The 22,576-nt window shown below is 53.5% G+C and carries 14 protein-coding genes; 2 read left to right on the forward strand and 12 right to left on the reverse strand.

Translation table 11 applies throughout. The features are described from left to right. Positions 1 to 49 precede the first annotated feature (49 nt). From MKX42_RS17670 to MKX42_RS17700, 7 genes are all read right to left on the reverse strand, one after another. The gene (locus tag MKX42_RS17670) at positions 50 to 268 is read right to left on the reverse strand and encodes a hypothetical protein (protein ID WP_339256790.1); all 219 of its coding nucleotides are present in this window, start codon (positions 266 to 268) and stop codon (positions 50 to 52) included. Between the two features lie 47 nt (positions 269 to 315). After that, positions 316 to 1,494 carry a Ger(x)C family spore germination protein gene (locus MKX42_RS17675; protein WP_340753638.1) on the reverse strand — a complete coding sequence of 393 codons (1,179 nt, stop codon included), beginning with the start codon at positions 1,492 to 1,494 and terminating at the stop codon, positions 316 to 318. Positions 1,495 to 1,509: 15 nt separating this feature from the next. Beyond that, positions 1,510 to 2,613 carry a GerAB/ArcD/ProY family transporter gene (locus MKX42_RS17680; RefSeq protein ID WP_340753639.1) on the reverse strand — a complete coding sequence of 368 codons (1,104 nt, stop codon included), beginning with the start codon at positions 2,611 to 2,613 and terminating at the stop codon, positions 1,510 to 1,512. A 34-nt stretch (positions 2,614 to 2,647) separates the two neighbouring features. Beyond that, positions 2,648 to 4,072, reverse strand: a complete 1,425-nt coding sequence (locus tag MKX42_RS17685; protein ID WP_340753640.1) for a spore germination protein — start codon at positions 4,070 to 4,072, stop codon at positions 2,648 to 2,650. Positions 4,073 to 4,146: 74 nt separating this feature from the next. Beyond that, a complete protein-coding gene (locus MKX42_RS17690; RefSeq protein WP_445669329.1) occupies positions 4,147 to 5,070 on the reverse strand; it encodes an NAD(P)/FAD-dependent oxidoreductase in 924 nt (307 codons plus the stop codon). A 507-nt stretch (positions 5,071 to 5,577) separates the two neighbouring features. Further along, positions 5,578 to 6,327 (reverse strand): AIR synthase related protein, encoded by a 750-nt coding sequence (locus MKX42_RS17695; RefSeq protein ID WP_340753641.1) that lies wholly within the window; start codon positions 6,325 to 6,327, stop codon positions 5,578 to 5,580. Beyond that, positions 6,324 to 7,220, reverse strand: coding sequence for an AraC family transcriptional regulator (locus tag MKX42_RS17700; protein ID WP_340753642.1), 897 nt, complete (start codon positions 7,218 to 7,220; stop codon positions 6,324 to 6,326). The genes MKX42_RS17695 and MKX42_RS17700 overlap by 4 nt, the downstream gene beginning before the upstream one ends. A gap of 136 nt (positions 7,221 to 7,356) precedes the next feature. Between MKX42_RS17700 and MKX42_RS17705 the strand changes: the two genes are divergently transcribed. Continuing rightward, positions 7,357 to 8,655 (forward strand): alpha-glucosidase/alpha-galactosidase, encoded by a 1,299-nt coding sequence (locus MKX42_RS17705; RefSeq protein ID WP_340753643.1) that lies wholly within the window; start codon positions 7,357 to 7,359, stop codon positions 8,653 to 8,655. Positions 8,656 to 8,762: 107 nt separating this feature from the next. Here the strand turns inward: MKX42_RS17705 and MKX42_RS17710 are convergent, their stop codons facing one another. From MKX42_RS17710 to MKX42_RS17730, 5 genes are all read right to left on the reverse strand, one after another. Then, positions 8,763 to 10,019, reverse strand: a complete 1,257-nt coding sequence (locus MKX42_RS17710; protein ID WP_340753644.1) for a peptidase G2 autoproteolytic cleavage domain-containing protein — start codon at positions 10,017 to 10,019, stop codon at positions 8,763 to 8,765. A 131-nt stretch (positions 10,020 to 10,150) separates the two neighbouring features. After that, a complete protein-coding gene (locus tag MKX42_RS17715; RefSeq protein ID WP_340753645.1) occupies positions 10,151 to 10,924 on the reverse strand; it encodes an ABC transporter ATP-binding protein in 774 nt (257 codons plus the stop codon). Between the two features lie 47 nt (positions 10,925 to 10,971). After that, positions 10,972 to 13,587: a phosphoenolpyruvate synthase gene (gene ppsA, locus MKX42_RS17720; RefSeq protein WP_340753646.1), complete on the reverse strand. Its 2,616-nt coding sequence runs from the start codon at positions 13,585 to 13,587 to the stop codon at positions 10,972 to 10,974. Positions 13,588 to 13,926: 339 nt separating this feature from the next. After that, positions 13,927 to 15,198, reverse strand: a complete 1,272-nt coding sequence (locus MKX42_RS17725) for a BNR-4 repeat-containing protein (protein ID WP_340753647.1) — start codon at positions 15,196 to 15,198, stop codon at positions 13,927 to 13,929. A 578-nt stretch (positions 15,199 to 15,776) separates the two neighbouring features. Continuing rightward, a complete protein-coding gene (locus tag MKX42_RS17730) occupies positions 15,777 to 21,416 on the reverse strand; it encodes a rhamnogalacturonan lyase family protein (protein WP_340753648.1) in 5,640 nt (1,879 codons plus the stop codon). Between the two features lie 260 nt (positions 21,417 to 21,676). On the opposite strand from MKX42_RS17730, the gene MKX42_RS17735 reads away from it, so the two are divergent. Continuing rightward, entirely contained in the window at positions 21,677 to 22,576 is a 900-nt protein-coding gene (locus MKX42_RS17735; protein WP_340753649.1) for a DUF1835 domain-containing protein, read from the forward strand.

Genomic DNA, 22,576 nt, shown 5'->3' on the forward strand with positions numbered 1-22,576 from the left:
GAATTTGGTAATAACTTAAAAGACAGCCCCCGGAGGGACTGCCTTAGCTTCATTTCATAATCAGATCGATTCTGCCGAACAACAGCTTCACCAGCTCGGTGGGACCCGGCAAGCCTGGTTGAAATAACAGAAGAATGGTAAGACCCGCCGCAGCAAACGTAATGCCTGCAATCACCTTTCTGGCTTTCTTGTCCTTACTGCCCCGGAATTCAAAAATAATGATCCCGCAGGACAGCAGCAGAATCGATAGGATCATTGCTATTTTCATGCTTCCCACATCCTTGTATGGTTGCTGGAATTCAGGCGTACCCTCCGTCAGTGGGCCGATTGCTCTGGTATGCCTTGGGGCCCGGTTGATCTTCCGTTCCCGGTAATGCTCGTCTTGACGGAGACCTCCACCTGCAGCTCAGGGTACATAGTCTCCCACTGTTCCTTCTTTGCCTTCCACTCTTGCGGGTAATGTTTGCGGAAGGAATCGGCGAATCTGTAAAAGTCGGTCTTCTGCTCCTTTTGGGACATATGGAGTGCCTGATCGGCAGCTTCCTTAAGCCGCTTCTCCCAAGCCTTCTTCAGCGCTATCACCTTGGACGGATCAGTCAGATTGGCATCAGTTGTATTCAGAACGACCTCTCCACTCGCCACAATCCGGACCTTCATCATCCATTCCCCGTTTACGATGCTTGGCTTCAGCATGGTGGTGATTTGTTTAGACAGGATCGAGAAGGCCCCCTTCTCCCCTTCCAGGGTAACCGGCATGATAATATTATTAAGCTCATTAATCATGAGCAGTACTCCGAGGCTTACCGGTTCTTTTACAGTGAGGGAATAACGGCCGTGCTTATACAGGCTTAACCCCTTGAGTGAGGGGGTCGTCGCATTCGGTCCATCGTTCGGTTCCGGGGGAGCAATCAGGATACGGGTTAGGATGGCCGAACCGCTGGCTCCCTGAATGGATTGGGATAATTCCAGCAGAGTCACACGCGTGCCCAGGTTCATATTCGCCATTTCCCGGAGAGATTCGGAGGAGCTGCGCTCCAGCGGGTCCAGCAGGGCAAGAATATCCTTGGCGGAATCCTTGCTGGAGAAGATATACGCATGTTCGCGGAACTGCGGATAACGGAGGAAGAAATCGACGAATTCACGCAGCCCCTGCTTCCCCGCCTCTTCACTGATCACAATCACCTCACATTGGCCCCAGAACATATGGCGGGCGACCTTCCGCTGCAGCCGGTTCAAGGCTTCCGCAATGTTCACTCCTTCAGCAGTGCGGGTCATGGTGACTCCGCTTGCGCTTTCACCTGCCCCGCCGCTCTCCGAGCCGCCGCTTCCTTTACGCGGAATGAAGATCTGGGCCGTCAATTGTGCCTGGCCGTCTTTATAATCCACGCCGGTGGCGAGCACGATGGCCAGGTCATTGATCTCCGTCCGGTCCCAGCATCCGCTGAGCAGTATACTGCTCAGCAGCAGCATAATCATGACTCTGCAGCCCCGCATTGCCCTCCCTCCTTATCATCCCTTGCTCAGAAGCTTCAGCCCCTTCTTCAGCAGAGCCAGTCCATAGATTGCGGCGGGAAGCCCCACCAGGAATACCATTGTATATATGTTAGCCGAAGCGCTGATAAGCGCAGCCGCACCCGCAGCGCCCGTCACTACCCAGTAAGAGAACACCATGCTTACGAAGGCGAGCGGAATCACCAGCGGTCTATAATCGTCCATCCCGAACCATTCAGCGGCTGAGGTGGCGAAGATGTAGAGAAAGACAGAGATTTTGACAAAGATCCCGAAGATCCAGATCGCAATAATGAGCGCCTCAATATGCTGCAGGAAATCGGCAATCGTAATGTAACGTGCAGCAATCATCACCGGAAAAGCAAAGCTGTCCGTGAGATCTCCCATCAGCAGCAGACAGAACAGGTTGGTCACCGTCATCGCCAGTGTCGTTACGACAAGCGAAACGAGCATCGTCCGGCCCAGATGTTTCTTGCTGTTGATGTAAGGCAGCAGAAAGGCCAGCACAGTATATTCACTGAACCATGCCGCCGGAGCCACCGCGCCTTTGACGATAGGAACGAACCCGTTCTCCATGAACGGAAGCAGCTCGGCAGGCCGGAGTTCTCCGGTCAGGAGCACAAAGATCAGGCAGAGCATCACCACCAGGAGCGTAACGAACACCTGGGCGGTCCGGCTGACCACCTCTATGCCCTGCCTTACATTAATCGCGCAGACCGCAACCATCGTCCCCATAATGACAAGCAGCGGCGTCTTGGGAAGTGCATTATTCACAATGAACTCGCCGTATTCCAGAATAATCAGGCCGTTCAAATGGGGCAGAAAGAGCAGAAAACCCAGCCCGATCACCTTGCCCGGCAGCCACCCGGCGATCAGCAGACTGGACTGCATAATGGTCTTGCCGGGATAAAGCCGGTTCAGTCCAAGCGAGATCCCTATGACCGTTACTCCAATCAGCGAGCCCAGGATGGGCGATAACCACATATCATGTCCTGCATAATGCATGGTGATCCCGGGGACAGACAGGATAGCGGTGGCAAGAATCGAGGGGAAAACAAGGAAGGCCAGCTGGGTAACCGATATTTTCCCTTTGTCAGTCAACATAAGAATCCCCTTCTCTGGTGAAGTCCGGCTGCCATCATTTGCTCCGCGGCTGCGAGATCCACAATACATCCTTCAAGCCCTTGCTGAATGTCGGAGCTGCCGGTGACAGATAGGGCCTGCCGAACGAACGCAGACTGCTAAGATGAATGACCACCAGGATGATGCCGAGCATGACGCCGATCAGCCCCATCGTGCCTGCCAGAATCATCATGGGGAACCGAAGCAGACGGGTTGCGATACTGGCGGAATAACGCGGAACCATGAAGGAAGCAATGCCCGTGATAGCCACGATAATGATCATCGGTGCAGAGACAATTCCCGCAGTGGTGGCAGCCTGGCCTATAATCAGCGCGCCCACGATACTGACGGCGGAACCTATCTGCTTCGGCAGCCGGACGCCGGCCTCCCGCAGCGCCTCGAAGGCTATCTCCATAATGAGCGCTTCCACCAGGGCCGGAAAGGGGATCTCCTCTCTCGCCCGCGCGATACTCAGCAGCAGCACGGTGGGGATCATCTCCTGATGGAAGGTGGTGATGGCTACGTAAGCTGAGGGGAGCAGGAGCGACAGAGCATAGAAAATATATCTGAGCCAGCGGACAAAAATACTCATGTAGATGTTCTCGTAGTAATCCTCCGGGGATTGGAGCATGGAGAACATGTTAACCGGGGCAATCAGGCTGAAGGGAGTCCCGTCGATCAGCAGCGCAAACCGTCCCTCCAGCAGATTGGAGACCACCACATCCGGGCGCTCCGTGGCAATCATCTGCGGAAACGGTGAAAAGGGCTGGTCAATGATGCCCTGCTCAATATACTGGCTCTCCAGCACATCTTTGATATTCAGGCGGCTTAGCCGTTTGTTGACTTCAGTGACCAGTCCCGGCTGAATGATTCCTTCCACATAAGCGAGGGTGACCTTCGTATGGCTGTACTCTCCAATAGTGTTAGAGTGTAGCTTCAGTGCTGGCGTTTTAAGCCGCATACGCAATAGAGACTGATTCGTAGCCAGAGCTTCTGTGAAGCCGTCACGGGCCCCGCGGACAGTGGATTCAGCCGCCGGTTCTTCGGGAGTCCGGGTGGGGACCTTGTAAAGCGGATATCCGTGACCAGAAGCCTGACCGTCCAACAAAAGCACAGCTTCACCGTCCATGATCGCTGTGACGGCTTGTTCTACGGTTCTAAGCTGGTGACTCGAGGCAACCGGAACCTCAGCAGACCCTTCCACAGCCGGTTCAACTGCAAGCCCTGTCTGCTCCAGCGGTACCAGCAATTGCTGCTCCAGCCGCTCCGTATCACATAATCCTGTACAGTACACACAGAGCGCGGAAGTACGATGAACAGTCTGGAACGAATGGAACACCACATCCTCACAGCCATCAAAAACTCCGCGCAACAACAGTTCATTCTCTGCCAGCAGCGCGGTCAGCCGGGTCTCCGGTTCTGCTTCCTTTGCAGTATTCATCTGTACTCCCTCCCTGCTCTACCCTTTGAATTTCATATTCATAGTAATGTTATCCTTTGCTGCAAGGGGAAAAATTATGCAAGCCCGGCCTTCCAAGCTTCCCGGTTCAGCTCGCCGTTCAGCGCTGCAGCAGCTATCGCGCCCGCTGCAGCGGCGGCTATGGACTGATGCATCATCGTGGCGACATCCCCGGCAGCGTAGATCCCTGGTACGCTGGTCTGACCGGATTCACCGACTTCAAGGATGCCCTGCTCGGATATCCGGCAGCCCAGGGAGTCCGGCAGATCCGTTCCCGGAGTCAGCTCGGGCCGGAAGAAGATGCCGGTACAAGGAATCTCTGTACCATCCATAAGCTTCACATGGTTAACTATGCCCTCACTGGAAGAAATCTCACGAATCGGAGCATCGAATAACGGGATATCATGAGCGCGCAATTCCTCGCGTTCCGCTTCTGTGAGCTCATCGGGTCCATTCGTGCAGACCGCAAATCGCTTAGTCCACCCGTATAACAACGGCGCCAGATGCATGAGTGCAGCCCCTCTGCTGATGACCACCAGCGGCTGATCTCTTAATTCCCAGCCATCGCAGTACGGGCAGACAAAGGCGCTCTTCCCGTACACCTCGGCAAGTCCCGGAATATCCAGCCTGCGGTCCTTCATGCCTGCGGCGAACAGCAGCTTCTTGCTGGTGATCCTAAGCCCTGAAGCTGTCTCCAGCAGGAAGGCCCCATCCTCGCCGGTAACAGACGTTACGGTATCTTCACTATGAGAGACGGACGGATAAGCCCCAAGCTGCTCTATGGCAATCCGCCGGAGTTCAAACGGGGCAATCCCATCCCGGGTCAGGAAGCCATGCGCCTCCCGGGTGACCGCATTACGCGGACGCCCGGCATCTATTACTATCGTCCGTTTTCGTGCCCGCCCCAGCATCAGCGCAGCATTAAGCCCCGCAGGCCCTCCTCCGATAATGACTACATCAGCATTTTCCAGATTCTTCATTTGTAATTCCTCCTTGAATTTGGTGGATGGTGTCTTTACGTGCGGGTGACGACGGTTATTTTGCGGATATTAGAGACTTATATAGTCTTTGATTAGTCCGAAAAAGAAGTAGTCCCTCAAAGGCTGAAGACATTGTATCGTCATCATCATCGTACTTGTCTTGTCATCATCGCTTTGATCAAGGACTACGAGTGTCTATAATAACTGTTAATTGGAAAGCTGTCAATGGTGTGCGTTGTGGGAGCGAATTCAGGTGGATTTTCTCCACCTGCCTGGAACGTATGGGGCCACACTTGGGGACGTAGTTGGAAAAAGGGCACTTAAATTCCTACACATTACCTGAAATGGCCTAATCCATGAGCATCAGCTGCTGTTTTTCCACTTATCTCCGTAAATCCCGCAGAAAGCGGGAAATTAAGATGCGTTTATCCATTTGTTCGCAGGCAAGCCAGATCTGGCTCAATCAAAGCCGCCTTGTTCGCGCTGTATTCACCTTCCGCAGGCCGGTCAATCCTGCAAATAACCGATAATCTCCATTTCGCCGCCTATTCTGGACTGAAGTTCTCTCATCTTACGTTCCTCTGCCGCAAAAATCACCGCTGTCGCCGGCCCCCCGGATGCCTGTAGCTTATCTGCTATTCCAGGCACCGGCTGGAAGCCGCAGCCGTTCAGCTCCGCGAGCAACTCCGCTTCATATCCTGCTCCCTTAGAGCCGACCGGGTGAATGTCATGGACTTCCGGCGCGGCTGCGAGCAGCTGAAGCTGCCGGATGGTACACAAGCTTGCTTCCTGCTCCAGAACAGCGCTTCCGACCAGCGGCTTGCCCAGCATCACGATACAGTCTCCGCCCTGTGAGCACCCCAGCTTCAACTGCGTCTCATCCGCCTCCCCGATCACAGTGATTCCTATACCTGTCTGGCAGGTCACGAAATTATCCTCGGTGCTGCCGTTCACGTGGGCGGCAGTTAATCCGGCTTCCTCAAGCAGTTTGTGAATGCCACGGATAATCTCATTCCCTGTAGGCTCCTTCTCTACCGCCAGGGTATCGATGACCGTTAAGATCTCCGCCCCCACAGACAATACCTCCATTACTGCAACTCTGGCAGCATAATATCCTGCAACATCAGGTGGGGTCTGCAAAGCATCCATCGGCTTATTCCCGATGCTGGCGCTGGAATCACAGCCGATAACCAGCAAGCGGCCTCCTCCTCTTCGCACAATAGTCAGATCACGGATTCGCTGAACTTGCGGTTTCATATGCTTGATCCTCCTGTATCTTTTTCGTTCCCGTTCCTAAGTCCCGCCCGGTATTCGCTCGGCGGCATGCCGGTAGCTTTGCGGAATTGCTTGGAGAAATACAAGGCGTCATTGAAGCCGACCGAGGAGGCCACCTGTTCAATCGTCAGCAAGCTTCCCAGCAGCTCCCGGGCCTTGTCCATTCTGATTTTAAGCAAGAACTGCTTGGGCGAGAGGCCGGTCCGTTGCTTGAACGCCTTGGATAAATGAACCCGGTGATAGCCGAGCGAGGAAGCGAGGTGATCGATGCTGATCTGCTGATGGTATTGCAGTGAGATCCAGCGGATCGCCTGGTCGATCTGCCGGTCGATCATCTCCGGCATCCCGGACGGATTCGGCGGCAAGGCGCTTAGATTATCCCGTCCGAACTGATGCAGCAGCAGCCGGGCCCAGCCCGATGCCTCCAGACTTTCCAGCCGCGGATACGCGGATTGCTTGAATGCCTGCCGGATACGTTCATATAGGCTATGCAGCTCAAGGGCGTTGCCGTCACTGGAACGGATAAAGGGCTGCTCCCTGGTAATCCCCACGGCTCTAAGCAGATCCAGAACACCAATCCCCTGCAGGGCAACCCACGCATAATGCCACGGAATATCCGGGTCAGCCTTATAGCTGAATAAGGAGCCGGGCATAATCACAAAGGTATCTCCCGCCCGGCACTCGGCCGCGAATGTCCCGCACTCGAACCGGCCTCCGCCCTCCAGAACGGTATGTATTAAGTAGAAATCATGTACGGACGGTCCAATGGTATGTCCGGGAAGCGGTCTCCCCTCGCCGCTGAACAGCACTGACAAATCCTGCTCCTCCGGTGTCAGGTTAATGGCCAGAGTGAACTCGTAGTGATCCGGATTCATGCAACATTCCTCCATATCTATCTTGTCTTTCTCCATAGGCGGGACTTCGGTTCTATTCTATAGTGATTATAGATGAAACAAGCGAAAAAAGCTTCTGAAACCTAATATCCCACAACCCACAGGAGGTTAGACTCTTATGTCCAAAGTTACATTTATCGGTGCCGGAAGTACAGTGTTCGCCAAAAACGTCCTCGGAGATATCATGGCTACGCCCGCTCTGCAGGGCTTCGAGCTTGCCCTATATGATATCGATCTCCAGCGTCTGAATGATTCTGCCAGCATGCTCCAGAATCTGAAGAAAAGCAGCGGCAGCACTTGTACCGTCAATACGTATACTGACCGCAAGGAAGCGCTGCGCGGTGCCAAATATGTAGTGAATGCCATTCAGGTCGGCGGGTACGATCCTTGTACGATTACGGATTTTGAGATTCCCAAGAAATACGGCCTGCGCCAGACCATTGCGGACACTGTAGGCATTGGCGGCATTTTCCGCAATCTGCGTACCATTCCGGTTATGCTGGATTTTGCAGCGGATATCCGTGAGGTGTGCCCGGATGCGCTGTTCCTGAACTATACGAACCCAATGGCTGTTCTGACGAATGTCATGAACACTTACGGCGGTGTGAATACTATTGGACTCTGCCACAGCGTGCAGCAGTGTATTCCCGGATTATTCGACCACCTCGGCATTGACAAGACAGGGGTACAAGCCAAAATCGCCGGCATCAACCACATGGCCTGGCTGCTTGAAGTTACCAGAGACGGCGAGGACCTGTATCCGGAAATCAAACGGCGTGCAGCGGAGAAGCAGCTTGAACCGCACTACGATATGGTCCGCTATGAGATGATGCTGAAATTCGGCTACTATATTACGGAATCCTCTGAACATAACGCCGAGTATCATCCGTACTTCATCAAGCGGAACTACCCGGAGCTGATCGAACGCTTCCAGATTCCGCTGGATGAATATCCGCGCCGCTGCGTGGAACAGATTAAGCAGTGGGAGCAGATGCGCGGGGAGCTGGTGAACAATCAGGATCTGACGCATGAGCGTTCCCATGAATATGCCTCTTACATCCTGGAAGCCATGGAGACGGATGTACCGTTCAAGATCGGCGGCAATGTGATGAACACGGGCCTGATCACCAATCTGCCGCGTGAAGCCTGTGTCGAGGTGCCTTGTCTGGTAGACAGAAGCGGCGTAACGCCAACCTTTGTAGGCGATCTGCCGCCGCAGTGCGCAGCGCTGAACCGGACCAACATCAACACCCAGCTCCTGACTATCGAAGCCGCCATGACGCGCAAGAAGGACCATATCTACCACGCCGCCATGCTGGACCCGCACACCGCCGCCGAGCTGTCGATGGACGACATTGTCAGCATGTGCGACGATCTGATCGCGGCTCATGGTGACTGGCTGCCGAAGTATCAATAAATTCTAGGCTATATTTTTAGGGATACCTCCATAACAAAAGCAGCGATCTCCGTTACAGGGGATCGCTGCTTTATATTTTTTAGCTGCACCTTCTTGCTGAATCGTCTTTATTTCACATAAATTCGGATTTGATTCGGTGCTATTCTCGCAAGGACCCGGTACCCTTCGACAGAAGCAGTAGCCACCCCATTCTCATCAGGCATACAATATCCGTTCACCTGACAGGTTCCATCATCACGGACCAGAAGCTTGCCCATGGTTCCTACAGCCACCCATTCTGGACGATCCATCCGCGGCACATACGTTTGGGAAGGGTCAAATTGGGGATTGATCACAGCAGCGTTCACAGTATGCGCAGTCACCAGAACATTGCCCTCGCTGTCTGTCACGGCTTCCACTTCCCGGTCTTCATATTTGACCCTGCCCCATTCATCCTTTTCGTATTTGTCTTTCCAATGCAAAGGACTTGCGTCTCCAAGGACAGAAGGTGTAGCACTGACCACGCCCAGGATGTAATGATCTGCCGGGGTTGCTCTTCTGACCCGCTCCCCATCCGTGGTCACAAAATAACCCGGCTCTATCTGCATTCCATCCACTGTCTCAAACATTTCAGCGTAATCCGCCCCAAAATTCTTCACCGTGCCTAGAAGGTATAAATCTCCGGAAGACCCCTCAAGCGCAGCAGCCAGGCCGGGGGTGGCTGGATTACCATTGGCTAAATGCCAAGAAGCAGGAAACAGTGTTTCACCATAAGTACCCATAATATGAGCATCAGTGTGTTCTGGAAGAACAACCGTACTGTTCCCTTCAGCATGAGAGTTCTGAGCACCTGCAATTGTACCTGAACCTTCAGCATGAGAAAAGTTTCCGTTGGCCTCAGTGAAGGAACCTTCAGCATGAGAAATAAACCCATTTGCCAGTGTGGAGAAGCCTTCTGCATGAGCAGCAGAACCAGCAGCTACAGTCAGGTAGCCTTCTGAGTGGGAATATTCTCCACTTGCAGTGCTTTGATTGCCTTCCGCGTGTGAAGCTACACCCGAAGCAGTCGTCTGAGCCCCCTCAGCGTGAGACTGAGTTCCGGAAGCAACAGTTAACCCCCCCTCAGCATGGGCAGCATCATTGATTGCATAGGTCTTGTAGCCTTCCGCATGTGCGGCCGGTGCTGTGGCAAGCGTTCCATTCCCTTCTGCATGGGCCGTGTCCAAAAATGCAATGGTCTGGTAGCCTTCAGCATGAGCCGCAGAAGCGCTGGCTGTGGTCTCATAGCCCTCAGCGTGAGAAGCAAACCCGCTTGCAGTCGTGGAGTTTCCCTCTGCATGTGAGCAAGCTCCGGAAGCGGTCTGATTGCATCCTTCATCTGCCATAAGTCATTCCTCCTAATATTGTGGTTTTTATGGTCCTACACTACACAATATTGCGGACTTGATGGAATGGACACGGCATGTCTCCCGGGTACAAAACACTATTTGTCATGGATGCCTGCAACGCCTCTTATTCAACCCAACGTAAGCCATCTCCGGTTATGATGCTCCTGCACCTCAACCGGGGTATCGAAGAAATCACTGAGCACCTCTGACTTCAGGCACTCTGCTGTCTCATCGGCTTTATAGATTTCCCCCTTCTTAACCAGCAGGGTATGGGTGAAGCATGGTGTAATTTCCTCGATATGATGGGTCACATAGAGCAAGGTTGGGCCGCCTTCCTGCTTCGTGATCTTCTCGATCATCTGCAGCAGCTGCTCCCGCGCAAAAATATCAAGTCCCGTGCAAGGTTCGTCCAAGATGAGCAGATCAGGGTTTGCAATGAGTGCCCGTGCGATAAGAATCTTCTGGCGTTGTCCCTGCGACAAGGTATCATAAGTGCGCGATGCCAGGGCCGAGCAATCCAGGAATTCCAGCAGCTCCGCTGCCTGCTTCAGGTCCTCTTCTTCCGTCTTGTCGTATAGCCCGATCGTGGCGAACTTGCCGCTCAGAATGATGTTCAGCGCCGTCTGATGGCCGTACAGCTTCTGCTGCAAAGAGGTGCTGACCCAGCCGATCCGCTTGCGCAGCTCTCTCAGGTCCACATCACCGAAGCGGTGGCCCAGCACCTCCACCTGACCCTGGGTCGGCCAGATATAGCCGTTCACGACATTCAGCATCGTCGTCTTGCCTGATCCGTTCAGACCGACTATGCACCAGTGCTGTCCCTTCTCCACCTGCCAATTCATCTCATGCAGAATCATCGTCTGCTCACGCCGCCAGGATACATTTTCAAGCGATATAATCATGTTCCAGTGCTCCCCCTTGCCTCAGCAATATAGTCTTTAATGAAACATTATAGCAGCTCAACATATCCTGCGCTTCCATCAACGCGAATGCGTTGCCCGTCCTGAATCCGCCGGGTAGCGTTATCGACGCCGACAACAGCGGGCAAGCCATACTCCCGGGCGATCACTGCTCCATGCGTCATCAGCCCGCCGACCTCGGTGACCAGCCCCTTAATGGACACGAACAACGGCGTCCAGCTAGGGTCTGTATATGAGGTGACCAGAATATCTCCTTCCTTCAGATCTGCCTCCTCCATGTTAAAGATGACCCGCGCCCGGCCTTCGATCACTCCTGTAGAGACAGGCAGACCTGCCAGGGCACCGGGCGGAAGATCCTCCCGTCTGTACCGGCCGGACAGGGTTTCACCCTCTGAGGTGATGACACGGGGCGGCGTAAGCTTTTCGGCTAACTTAAATTCGTCCTTACGCTGCTTAATAAGTTCGTCATCGAATATCCCTGTGCGAACCGCCTCGTACAGTTCCTCGAACTGCAGATAGAAAATATCTTCCTTGTCATGGATATTGCCTGCCTGCACGAGCCGCTCCGCTTCCTTCATCATCGCCTGTTTGTATACCAGGTAACGGCTGACCATCCCGTACTTCGGATATTCACGGTACCCGATGTAATGCCGGACCAGCTCAATCCGTTGTCTGGTTTCCCGCATCTTGTCCTCACTATCCTGCAACAACCGCAAGCGTTCCATGATGTCCCGCTCTTTCTCCAGGGCTTCCTTAAGCCCCTGCTGGAACTTCTGTCTGCCGGCCCCAGGCGCGAACTGCCGGATATTGCTAAGAAGCATCGGAATCAGAATCGCCGGGTTCTCGCTCCAGCGGGTTCGGGTAATATCGATCTCTCCCGTACAGCGCATTCCGTATTTACCGAGATACTCTGTCAGCGCTGCATAGGCAGCTTGCCCGCCTTCCAATGAAAGGAGTCCGGCCAGGAAATCCCCGTCTTGTATATGCTCCTGCAAATAATCTACCACCTGCGGAAAAGGGCGGATGACATCGGCCGCATCAAGCAACGCAAGGCCCATGGCTGAGGTAATGTTGTTGTCCACCGATTGTGATAAGGTATCCGCTGCGTTAATTTCGCCCAGCCATTCGTTCAAATGCTCGTTCAGCCATGCAGATGCATCCATTGCCGCCATGAATACGGCCGTACTGTGCGGATCGAACAACAGCCGCTTGAGTTCCTTCATATCCTCACGGATAAAATCAAACAGTTCCGTGCCGGATTTCCCCTGAATGGCACGCTTCAGTTCAGCTACTGAGGCTTCGTTATTGTTAATCAGCTCTGTAACAATGGCCGGATCACACTTGAGCGGTTCCTGCTCCTGGGGAGAAGGTATGTCTGGTTTGCTTTTACCGGGACTGGCGGCGGATTGAAGCTCTGGCGGCACGGGGATGAAATCCTCCCGTTCAAGGATTGTCAGCAATGCGTCTTTGACCAAGGGATCGGACTTTCCAAGTGTATCAATAATCGACTGTCTGGCTGGTGAGGCCAAATAAGCGGTGACATCGACGAACAGCCTGGAACCGGCTACCCGCATAGGAGCAGGAGTAACCATCAGGTGAAAAGATAAACCCAGCGGCTTCATCGCGTCTGTCATCATCTGCCCGTGGCCGACCGAGATATACGCGCGGTTCTCTGAATCGCCGGAATCAGGGATGGGGTACAAAGTTGTAATCGGCCGGCTCTGAACGATATAGAAGATATCACCGGCCAGGCACCATTCGATATCCTGCGGGCCTCCGAAGCTTGCTTCAATGTGCCTTCCGATCCGGGCAAGCTGCACAATCTGTGATTCCGTGAGCGTCTCAGCCCCTTGCTGGACAGGGTCAAGCTGCCGGATTTCCGTGCCGCCTTCCGGTAATGCGTAGACCGCCAGCTTTTTGGAGGCAATCCGCTTCTCCACGATGTTCTCATCCCGCACCTTGTAGACATCCGCAGATACCATGCCCGAGACGAGCGCTTCACCCAGACCATACCCGGCGTCGATCGATAGCAGCTTGCGGCTATTCGTAACAGGATCTGCAGTGAACATAATGCCTGAGACCTGCGGCAAGACCATCTTCTGTACAATGACAGATAAATAGACTTGTCTGTGATCATAGCCTTGCTGCTTCCGGTAGATTACCGCACGGTCTGTGAAGAGCGACGCCCAGCATTTGCGGATGTGTTCCAGAATGGCATCCAGGCCTACTATATTTAAATACGTATCCTGTTGACCGGCAAAAGACGCATGCGGCAGATCCTCTGCGGTTGCACTGGAACGCACCGCATACGCCTGATCGTCCCCAAGCCGGGATAGCTCCTGCGCTACTGCCGTCACAATTCCGGGTGGGATCTCGGATTCTTCAATCGTCTCGCGGATCGCTCTGCTGATGTCCATGAGTTGCGCCGGGTCTTGGCCTTGCATCACCATTAATTGGTCCAGCAAGGTATGATACGCTTCATTGTGCCGGTTAGCTTCCTGATAACCCTCCGTCGTCACACAGAAGCCTTCAGGCACATGGATGCCTTCCATTCGGGACAGCTTGCTCAGGTTCAGCCCCTTCCCGCCAACCAGCAGTAGTGGTGCATTGTCCATGTCCTTGAGCCCTAGAACCAGTGATCGCATACCTATCTCCCCTAACTTGTGAATTAGAACTTGTGAACCGGAAACATATCGGGCGCAGAAAAAATTTGACTTCTATGTGGCGACATGTTATGATCTAAATATAAGATGTCTTATTTATGTTCTCGAACAGATTAAATAGTCGCAGTTGATTATATCATCATGTATGTATATATGCAATATGAAAGAACCCGGGCGAATGTCCGGGTTCTTTTTTTGTCATTATAGAATTTATAAGATTTCGGGGTCCCCGCAAAGTACCTGAGTAACCTTCGAAGCCGAAGCTCCACTTTGTGGGGTTACTTTGCTAGATAGCTATGCTGCGCACTCCCCTTGCCCAGCCTAGTTATTTCGTCCGTAGTAGAGCTTCAGGTTCGTTACATCTACCAGATACAAGGTGTCAATGCCCTTCGGACTGCGGTCTACCGCTAACCGTTCAACCGGGATACCTGGTGCAAGCGAGCTCTCCGTCCAGCCACCGCCGGTATTCACTGCCATGAACGCACGATCGGTTCCGCTACTTCGGACATAATAGATTCTGGCTGCTGTACCGGTCCAGGTTACATCAATCGCCGCATTGGTGGGCGCAGCGTTATAGACGGTCTGGAGGTTCCAGCCCCCTGCACCGTAAGTGGCCTGCTTCACAGCAAAGCTTGTGCTGCCCTCCTCACGGTAACGGTAAGCGATCACCGGACGGCCCGCTGAATCAAGCGTCATCTTGGCACTCTGTACCCCCGGACCGCCGGGGTCGCTGCCGCTCTGCACATAGGCTTCGCTTGGTGCCATAGGCTGCACAACATCTGCCGTAGTCAGGGAGACCGGCGCTGCAACGGGAGTACCGTCCGCTTTGCTGAACATACCCGTGGACGGGCTGTACTTCAGATAGGACAATTGATGGCGCAGCGGGCTGGCGGCAAAATACGCCCACTCGAACAAGATATGCAGATCGCCGTTCGCATCAAAGACCAAGTCGTCCGGATAGACAGACCGGTTCAGGTGTGCCGCAACGATTTTGACCTGAGTCCATACAGAATCGGCATTGTTCCAGCGCAGCAGAACGGCCTCTCTTTTGCCAGCCAGGTCTTTGTCAACACGGACCAGTAAATACAGATCTCCATTCGGAGCAGTCGTGACTACCGGATAGGTTACCGTTATGCCTGCGGGCAGCTCGTCCGAGTGGTTCTGCGGAATCCCGCCTACGGTATCTGAACGGTAATAACGCCAGGGGTTGCTGTGCATGGACGCAAAAACGTGGAACCGCCCGCTCCCGTCCCTCGCCATAGATGGCTGGTTATGCCCGAGATCATCAAGATATTCCGCCGGGGTTGCCCCATCCATGAGCGGAAGCTTGCTCCATAGCCCGTCGTTGTCCCTTCTTGCAATAGCTACCGTATGCTTGCCGGGGATCGACCCCGGGGCGTTATAGGCCATATAGGCATACTCATAGCCAAGCCCATAGGTGGCAAGAGGAGACCACCACCCTGCCTGATTGCTGGAATCCATCGGAAAAGGCACCTCCTCCAGCACAGCCGCCGCGCTCCCCGCCCCCGCAGGTATTACGGTCAGCAGCAGCGTCATCACAAGAGCAAGCATCCAGTGTTTGATAGACTTCATTTATTAAGCCTCCTTCATCTCATGGCCTTACGCACATAAATAGATACAGGGTAGCAATATGAACGTATTACCTGCCTGCTGAATGGAACTTAAGCGAATAAAAATTGAATCCAAACTCGCTTTAGTGTAAACGCATACATATCTCTCCGGCCCCGCCTCCCTTTTGAACAAATGTACTGATATTAGTGAGCTGGTTACTGCCGTGTGCTAGGTTCGGAACTAGTGTGATATGTGCTACTGTGCGCTAAATGCTAGTATTACTGACCCAAGAATAGCACGCTGCCAAGAGGAATGTTACTGTACAATTGCAAGATTGCTGTAGCTCAGGTGCACTAGTGCACTACAGTTGCCCGTCTGACCCGCATTCACTGGATTCAGAGGTACTAATGCACTTCATTTGCTCATTTGGCACACATTCGGTAAATTCAGGGGTATTAATGCACTTCACAGCTCCCCCTCCATCCACACTCAGCCCAAGCTATGAAATGTATCTCTCGCAGCACAAAAAGCCCGGTTCCCCGGGCTTTTCCAGTTAATCTCACACCACCACGCGCATCATCCACTCTTCAGCCAGCCGCTCACTCCCCCACTGTTACCGTCATCTTCGCGGATCTGGACTCGCCAGCCGCGTTGCTCAGGACAGCTTCATATTCATAGGTTCCGGGAGCTTTGCCGGAGATGGAAGTGACTGCGGACTGGGCATCCGGGGTATGCGCCTGTAGAGTCTGGGTATCGACCAATACGCCATTCTCGTACAGCTGGTATTCCGACGCATTCGTCCCCCACCACATATTCATCGTAACCGCATAGCTGCCGTCTTCGTCCCAGTTATCGCCCGATAACACTGCCTGACCCGGGGAGGCATCGGTGACCGTTACTGTTAAGGGTGCACTTGTCACCGAACCGTGCGGATTGCTGAGTTCCAGCGTATAGACATAAGTTCCATTCTGTCTGCCGGCAATATCGATCTGCACCGACTGGGCGGACGGCGACTGGTCTGTCAGAGCGCCTTCTTCAATCATTTCGCCATTCTCATAGAGCTTGAAGCGGGTACCATTATTGCCCCACCAGAGATTCATCGTAATTGTATAATCGCCATCCCGCAGCCCCGTATCATGCCCGTTATTATCGGACAGCTCCGGTATGCCTGGAGCGCCGTCCGCCAGCGGTATGCCCAAGGTGACCCATGCAGACAGCGGAATGTTCAGCTCCTTCACCAGCCCTGCCACTAGCTCCGCTACCTTAATCGCACCGTTCATCTGCAGATGGGTGTTGTCCTCCGTGGTTCCCGTCCACATGAAGATGGACTTGGTACCCTCTATGCCCAGCTCCTGAAAATACTCCCAGCTTGCCTGATTCAAATCAATCAGCAGCGTGCCCGTCTCCTGCGCCGTTTCCTTCATCGCCTGTACGTATGCCGGGAAGCTTTTGTTCAGCACTTCACCACTGAAATCCCTACGGTTCACTGGTGTAACCAGCACCGGTACCGCACCTCTCTGCACAGCGCCGTTAATGTAATCCTTCAGATACACCTTGAACTGCTCCGGGGTAAGGAAGCGTTCCGGGCGGGAAGGTGTGGAATCATTGTGCGACCACTGCATGAACAGATAATCCCCTGCATGAATGCCTAGCAGAATATCGTTTAGATATCCGCCATTCAGGAAGGTTTTGCTGCTTAGTCCGCCGACTGCCCTGTTATCAATGCTGATCTTCTCCGGGTCAAAATAACGGCCCAGCGTCTCACCCCACCCGGCCTGCGGACGGTAGCTCTCCGCATAATTGGCCACTGTGGAATCGCTCGCCAGATAGAGGGTTGGCTTATCAGCCGCCCCCTGCTCCGGCAGCCGCTCAATCTTCAGCGCGTTGATCTTCGGCGTACTGCCGGAGAAGCTGAAATTAAATACGCCATCGATCAGGGCGATATTATATGTCACTTCCTTGAATTGGCCTGAGGGGATGGTGGCAGCCGGCAGTTTGTTCATTTGCTCCACTGTAACACCGGTCTGGGTCACTTCTTGCGCATCCCCAATGGTCATCGTCACACGGTAATTCGCCGGCTTCATCTCCACTACGAAAGAGGTCCCATTCACACGCGTAAAGTCCTCGGTCAGCGGATTGCCGGTTCCCCGGTTCTCGTCCTGGACCAGCGCAGTGTCGGCGAACCCGTAACCGTTCCCTTCCACGTAGGCCCGTTTGGCATCCACTTTCGTATAGCCGTCTGCTGCACTGCCGGAGCCAAAATCAAAGGAATACGTGTTAATATCCCCAGCAGGCTCACGGGTCAGTGAGTCGCGTGCAACGGTCAGCATATTCACCGCATGATTGATCTGCGCCTGCGAGGCTGTTGTTCCGATCAGAGCTTCGGCAGCGCTCAAGGCTCTATGCACCACCGCTACAGAGGCTTCCGTGTAGGATGCCAGGTCGATAGCCTTAACTTCCTTGTGCAGCGCAATCAACGCTGCCATATCGCCTGCTGCCACCGGCAGCTTCGTACCTTCAATTTTTACATTGTCGATCTGGGTGGTCCAATTCAGCGTGCCTCCTCCTCCTTTTCGCGTACCCAGGAACCGCAAGCCCCTAACGTTATTGGCATAGACGCCAGGACTCAGCGGAATATCCCGGATCGTCTGGGTGACACTTGGGTTAGCGAGACTTGTTAAGGTGAGATCAAGGGTTTTTCCGGCAAAATCAATCTTCAGCTTGACATTCACCCACTGATTCTTGGGAATATTCGTAGCTGTCCCGCCCCCTGGAATGGCAGTGGTGCCGGTACCATAGTCAGGTGTATACGGGCCGGTAAAATAATGAATGTTCGTATTCGGACTTGCCGTTCCGGTCTTGGTGAACAGGGTGAAAATCAGATTCTCATTCGCATCCTGCAGACTCAGATGCCCCTCCGACGGAACAGCGCCGACATTGCCGGAATGCCAGTTGAAATCGACATTCACAATGTCGCCATTCACCGCATCGAATAAGCGGAATACCTTGGCGCGGTTACCGGAGCCGGAACCGGTCACAGACAATACCTTGTTCCCGTTCTCCCCAGTAACCGTCCCCGCCATAGTTCCGGCAGTGCCCGTAGCATTCACCATCGAGTATTGTGCAGCGGCCGGATCGCCCTCGAAATCCTCCTCATACCGCTGTACCTCCGGCTCTGGCTCCGGCTCGGTAATACCGGGATCAATCACGAACGGGGATATACTTAGGCCCATGTCCTTCACTGCCCCAGCCACCAGACCGGCAATAACCTGCGCGCCATAGGTGCTGAAATGGGTATTATCGCTGACCCCATTCGGGTATTTCGGGTATTCGCCAGGATTAGCATAGAGGAAAAGCTTCTCCGTAGCGGCCAGGCCGATCCGGTTGTAATCTGCAATGCTGAGCTGGCTCAGATCAATCAGCGGGACGTTCAGCGCAGCCGCTGTTTCTTGAGCCGCCTTCACATATTGGGGAAAGCTTACGTTGAATTCCTGAGTCACCGTATTGAAGTCCCTGCGTCCTACCGGCGTTAACAGAACCGGAGTAGCACCGCGCTGCTTGGCTCCGTTCACGTAGCGGGTCAAGTACGCTGCATAATCTGCCGGAGAGGCATAACGGTCAGGGATGCCTACACTTGCATCGTTATGGCCGAAGGAGATGAAGAAATAATCATCCGGTCTGATCCGCTGTAGGATACTATCCAGACGGCCGTCCACCATGAACGACTTGCTGCTTCTGCCGCCGATGGCATCATTCTGGATCGTTACTCCGCTGCTGAAATAGTTGCCGAATTGCTGGCCCCAGCCTTCCTGCGGAGCCTGTATCCCGCTGTAAGACTGCATCGTCGAATCCCCGGCCATATAGATGGTTGTTCCGGTTCCCGGCGTCTTCTGCGGGTACTTCTCAATCTTAATCTCCTGCACATCAGCAGCCTTGCCGGAGAAAATAAACTCTAACTGCCCGTCAACCACTGCAATGTCATAGGAATAGAGCAATGGTGTTCCGGCAGGGATTTGGGTGATCGCCAGCTTTTGCACAAATTCAGATTTGACCCCAACGTTCGAGTCTCTGTCTCCGCCGCCCAGCTTGAGCGTCACGTTGTAATTGGCATTCGGCAGGTCCACCGTAAACCTGGTGTTCTCCGGCAGGGAAGCGTGGCCCGCGCCCAAGGTGATTCCGCTTATGCTCTCGAAACCATATCCCGTTCCCTCCGTGTAAGGGGTAGCCTGCACAGAAGTTGTTCCGGCTGGAGGCTCCGTACCGAACGCGAAGTGGTATATCTGCTCCAGCGGTCGCGGCGCGCCGGTCAGTGTCAGGTTGGCTTTGGGGAATGCCGTGGACTCCGTTCCAAGATAGAATCCGGTGTGCGGGGGCTGGTTGTATGCCACATTCTGCCAGGCGATCCCCAGCCGGTATACCGGATCTTGCATTAGTGTTGGAATTCTGTAGGTTGTAGGAATCGTAGTGGTATAGAGTCTGTACTCCGTACTGTCTTCACTGCGCAGCAGCAGCTCTTCGCGCCAATCGCCCAGAAGGTCCGCCTGAAGCGCCGGATTGCCTTTGGTATGATTATTGGTTAGCGTACCCGCCGCCCGAAAAATCTCCTTCAGCTGCTTATTCCGGTAATCCCACTTATAAATGAGCGGAATGCCTTGTGCGGTAGTGTTGTTCCAGTCGTGGTCGAACAGCTCCCGCTGAAGATCCCCATCCCACCAGATCGCAAAATTCGCGCTTCGCGTAACTTCATTCTGTTCATAGATCACCTGTCCGTCTGCCGAATAGCCTCGGGATAACGGGTCCATCTGTCCATTGACAATCGTGGACGCCCAAGACTCATATCCGGGATGCTCGGGATCGATATCCGCCGACATTCCCCGTCCGGTATCTTTTCCGGTAAATTGGCCCCAGAGGATCTCGCCTGTTGCGGCATCACGCATCTCCAATCCGTAAGCAGCATCCTTATGCTCATGCACACTGACAACCTGATACCCTTCCCGGTTCGGATCGAGCTTCCCGGCATGCATCGCATCTCCGTGGCCAAGTCCGGTGCTGTACAGCAGCGTGCCGTCATCGTCTATCGCCAGCGCACCGTACATGATCTCATCTCTGCCGTCCCCGTCTGCATCCAGCACACTAAGGTTGTGATTGCCCTGTGCTTCATATTGTGAGCCAGCTTCGTTCGTGTCGAAGTTCCAGCGCTTCACCAAAACGCCATTCGTGTAGTCATATGCGGTAAGCGTTGTTCTTGTATAATAGCCCCGGGCCATAACAACACTTGGCTTCACGCCGTCCAGGTATGCAATCCCGGCCAGGAAACGGTCTACGCGGTTGCCGTATCCGTCTCCCCACGAGCTGACATTGCCCCTTGGCGGGTCATAGTCAACGGTGGACACCGCAGCGCCGGTCTGGCCGTCGAACAGCGTTAGATATTCCGGCCCGTCCAGGATATATCCGCCGTCATTGCGGTAATCCTTGGTGCCGTCACCGATGACTGTACCTTGACCGTCTTTGGTGCCGTCTGCCGTTTTGACCACGACCTCGGCTTTGCCGTTGCCGTCCAGGTCATACACCATCAGCTGCGAATAGTGCGCCCCGGCCCGGATGTTCACGCCAAGATCAATGCGCCAGAGCTTGGTGCCGTCCATTTTGACCGCATCGATGTAGACGTTCCCGGTATAGCCGGCTTGTGAATTATCCTTAGAATTGCTGGGACTCCATAAGAAAACGATCTCATATTCCCCGTCCCCGTCCAGATCCCCGACAGAGGCATCTCCGGCATAATAGGAATACGTCCCCCCGTCTTTGGTCCGGCCATCGGCAGGCTTATCCAGCGGAATCGGCAGATAAGAGTTATGCCATACTGCCGCCCGCTCCGGCTGCATTTCCTCCTTCCCGGCAACAATCGTAGAAATCTGATATTGCGAGCTGTCCGCACCCGTCGTATCCACATAGTTGGTAGAGTCTACGATCGGTGCCGGGTTCACTTTCATCCCGTTCTTATAGATATTGTAAGCGATTTCATCTGAATCCGTATTCAAGTACCTCCAGCTCACAAACACGCCGCCATCCGTCAGCACCGCCACCAACCCACGGTCCAGATATTCTGCCTGCCTGGCAGGAAGATTTCCGGTAGATGAAGCATGTGCCGGTGCGGGCGGGAGAGCAAGCGGTAAGACCAGCAGACAGGATAATAAGAATGCGAGCAATGATTTCTGAACAGACCTCTTTTTTCTACCCATGGGCTTAACTCCTCCTATTATTCTAAAATCAATTTAGAAATCAGGGGAAACTTGTGCAGATGCTCTCCTAGTTGTCTTCCAGCTTGAGCTTGAGCGCCCCCGCCTCCTTTCCTGGTAACATTCATATGGAGCGTAACAAATAACAGGGATCCGTTCTGCTCAAAAAAAAGCACTTTCAGCCTAGAATCGACTTTTATGAGGGGGAAGCAAGATTTCAATATGTGGTATCATGGTGAATATGTTTGATTAGGAGGGGGTTTATGCCAAAGGCACACGGAGTTTCAAATGAACGAATGGATCAGGAATATGTACATATTCTTTTCGGCATGTCGGATGCAGGTTCCTTAAAAGTAACGTTCAGTACCCTCGGCATACGTGAGACAAACCAAGTCCTGGCTTTTAATGAATCATTCTCAATTGGGCCCTTATCAGGTTTGGACACCATAACCGGAGTGCAGAACAGGCATCTATGGATGATGGAACGAGATGGGGAGTACAGCATTAGCCAGCATCACAACCAAGAGAATCGGCTTGTCCATATGGTACAGACCGTGAAGAGCATCCCTCACCATGCCATCACCGTCATTTGGGTGGCGGATAATGCACATGACCAGACTGGGCTGCGTTTCGTATTGCATGTATTGCGGGAGCGCATACAGCCAGTGCATATGGTTAATGTGACTGAGCTGTATCAATCAGCCGCGATTCATGGCACTGAGGGTTTCGTACCCTTTTATAGTGGCGCAATCGATCGTGAGACTTACTTGCTTATCGTGAAAAAATATAGTCAAGGCGTCCCGCTTGCATCTGATCAGAGAAGGGGATACGAATTGGATTGGCTCAGGCTAGCGGCGGAAAATCAAATGCTGCGTCTGTGGAAAGATGCCGCCATTATTAGCTGTGATGAAAGCTCTATGGATGAGGTGATTCTTAGGTCCGTTATTGAACTGGAAGAGGAGCAAGAACGCAATCAGGTCAGAAAGGGATTTGTTAGTGCAGGGAGTGTCTTCATCCGCGTGTTCGAAGTCTCGCAGCAGTTCTTGGGCACTTCATTTATACTCAATAGAATGCGGGCATTGGTTAACCAGGGTGTTTTGATGTCCCACGGATATTCAGGGGATTTGAATCAATTCTCGCTTAGGCAGGCATCTGCTGATTAA

Source organism: Paenibacillus sp. FSL R7-0204, from assembly GCF_038002225.1.
Lineage (GTDB): Bacteria > Bacillota > Bacilli > Paenibacillales > Paenibacillaceae > Paenibacillus_AQ.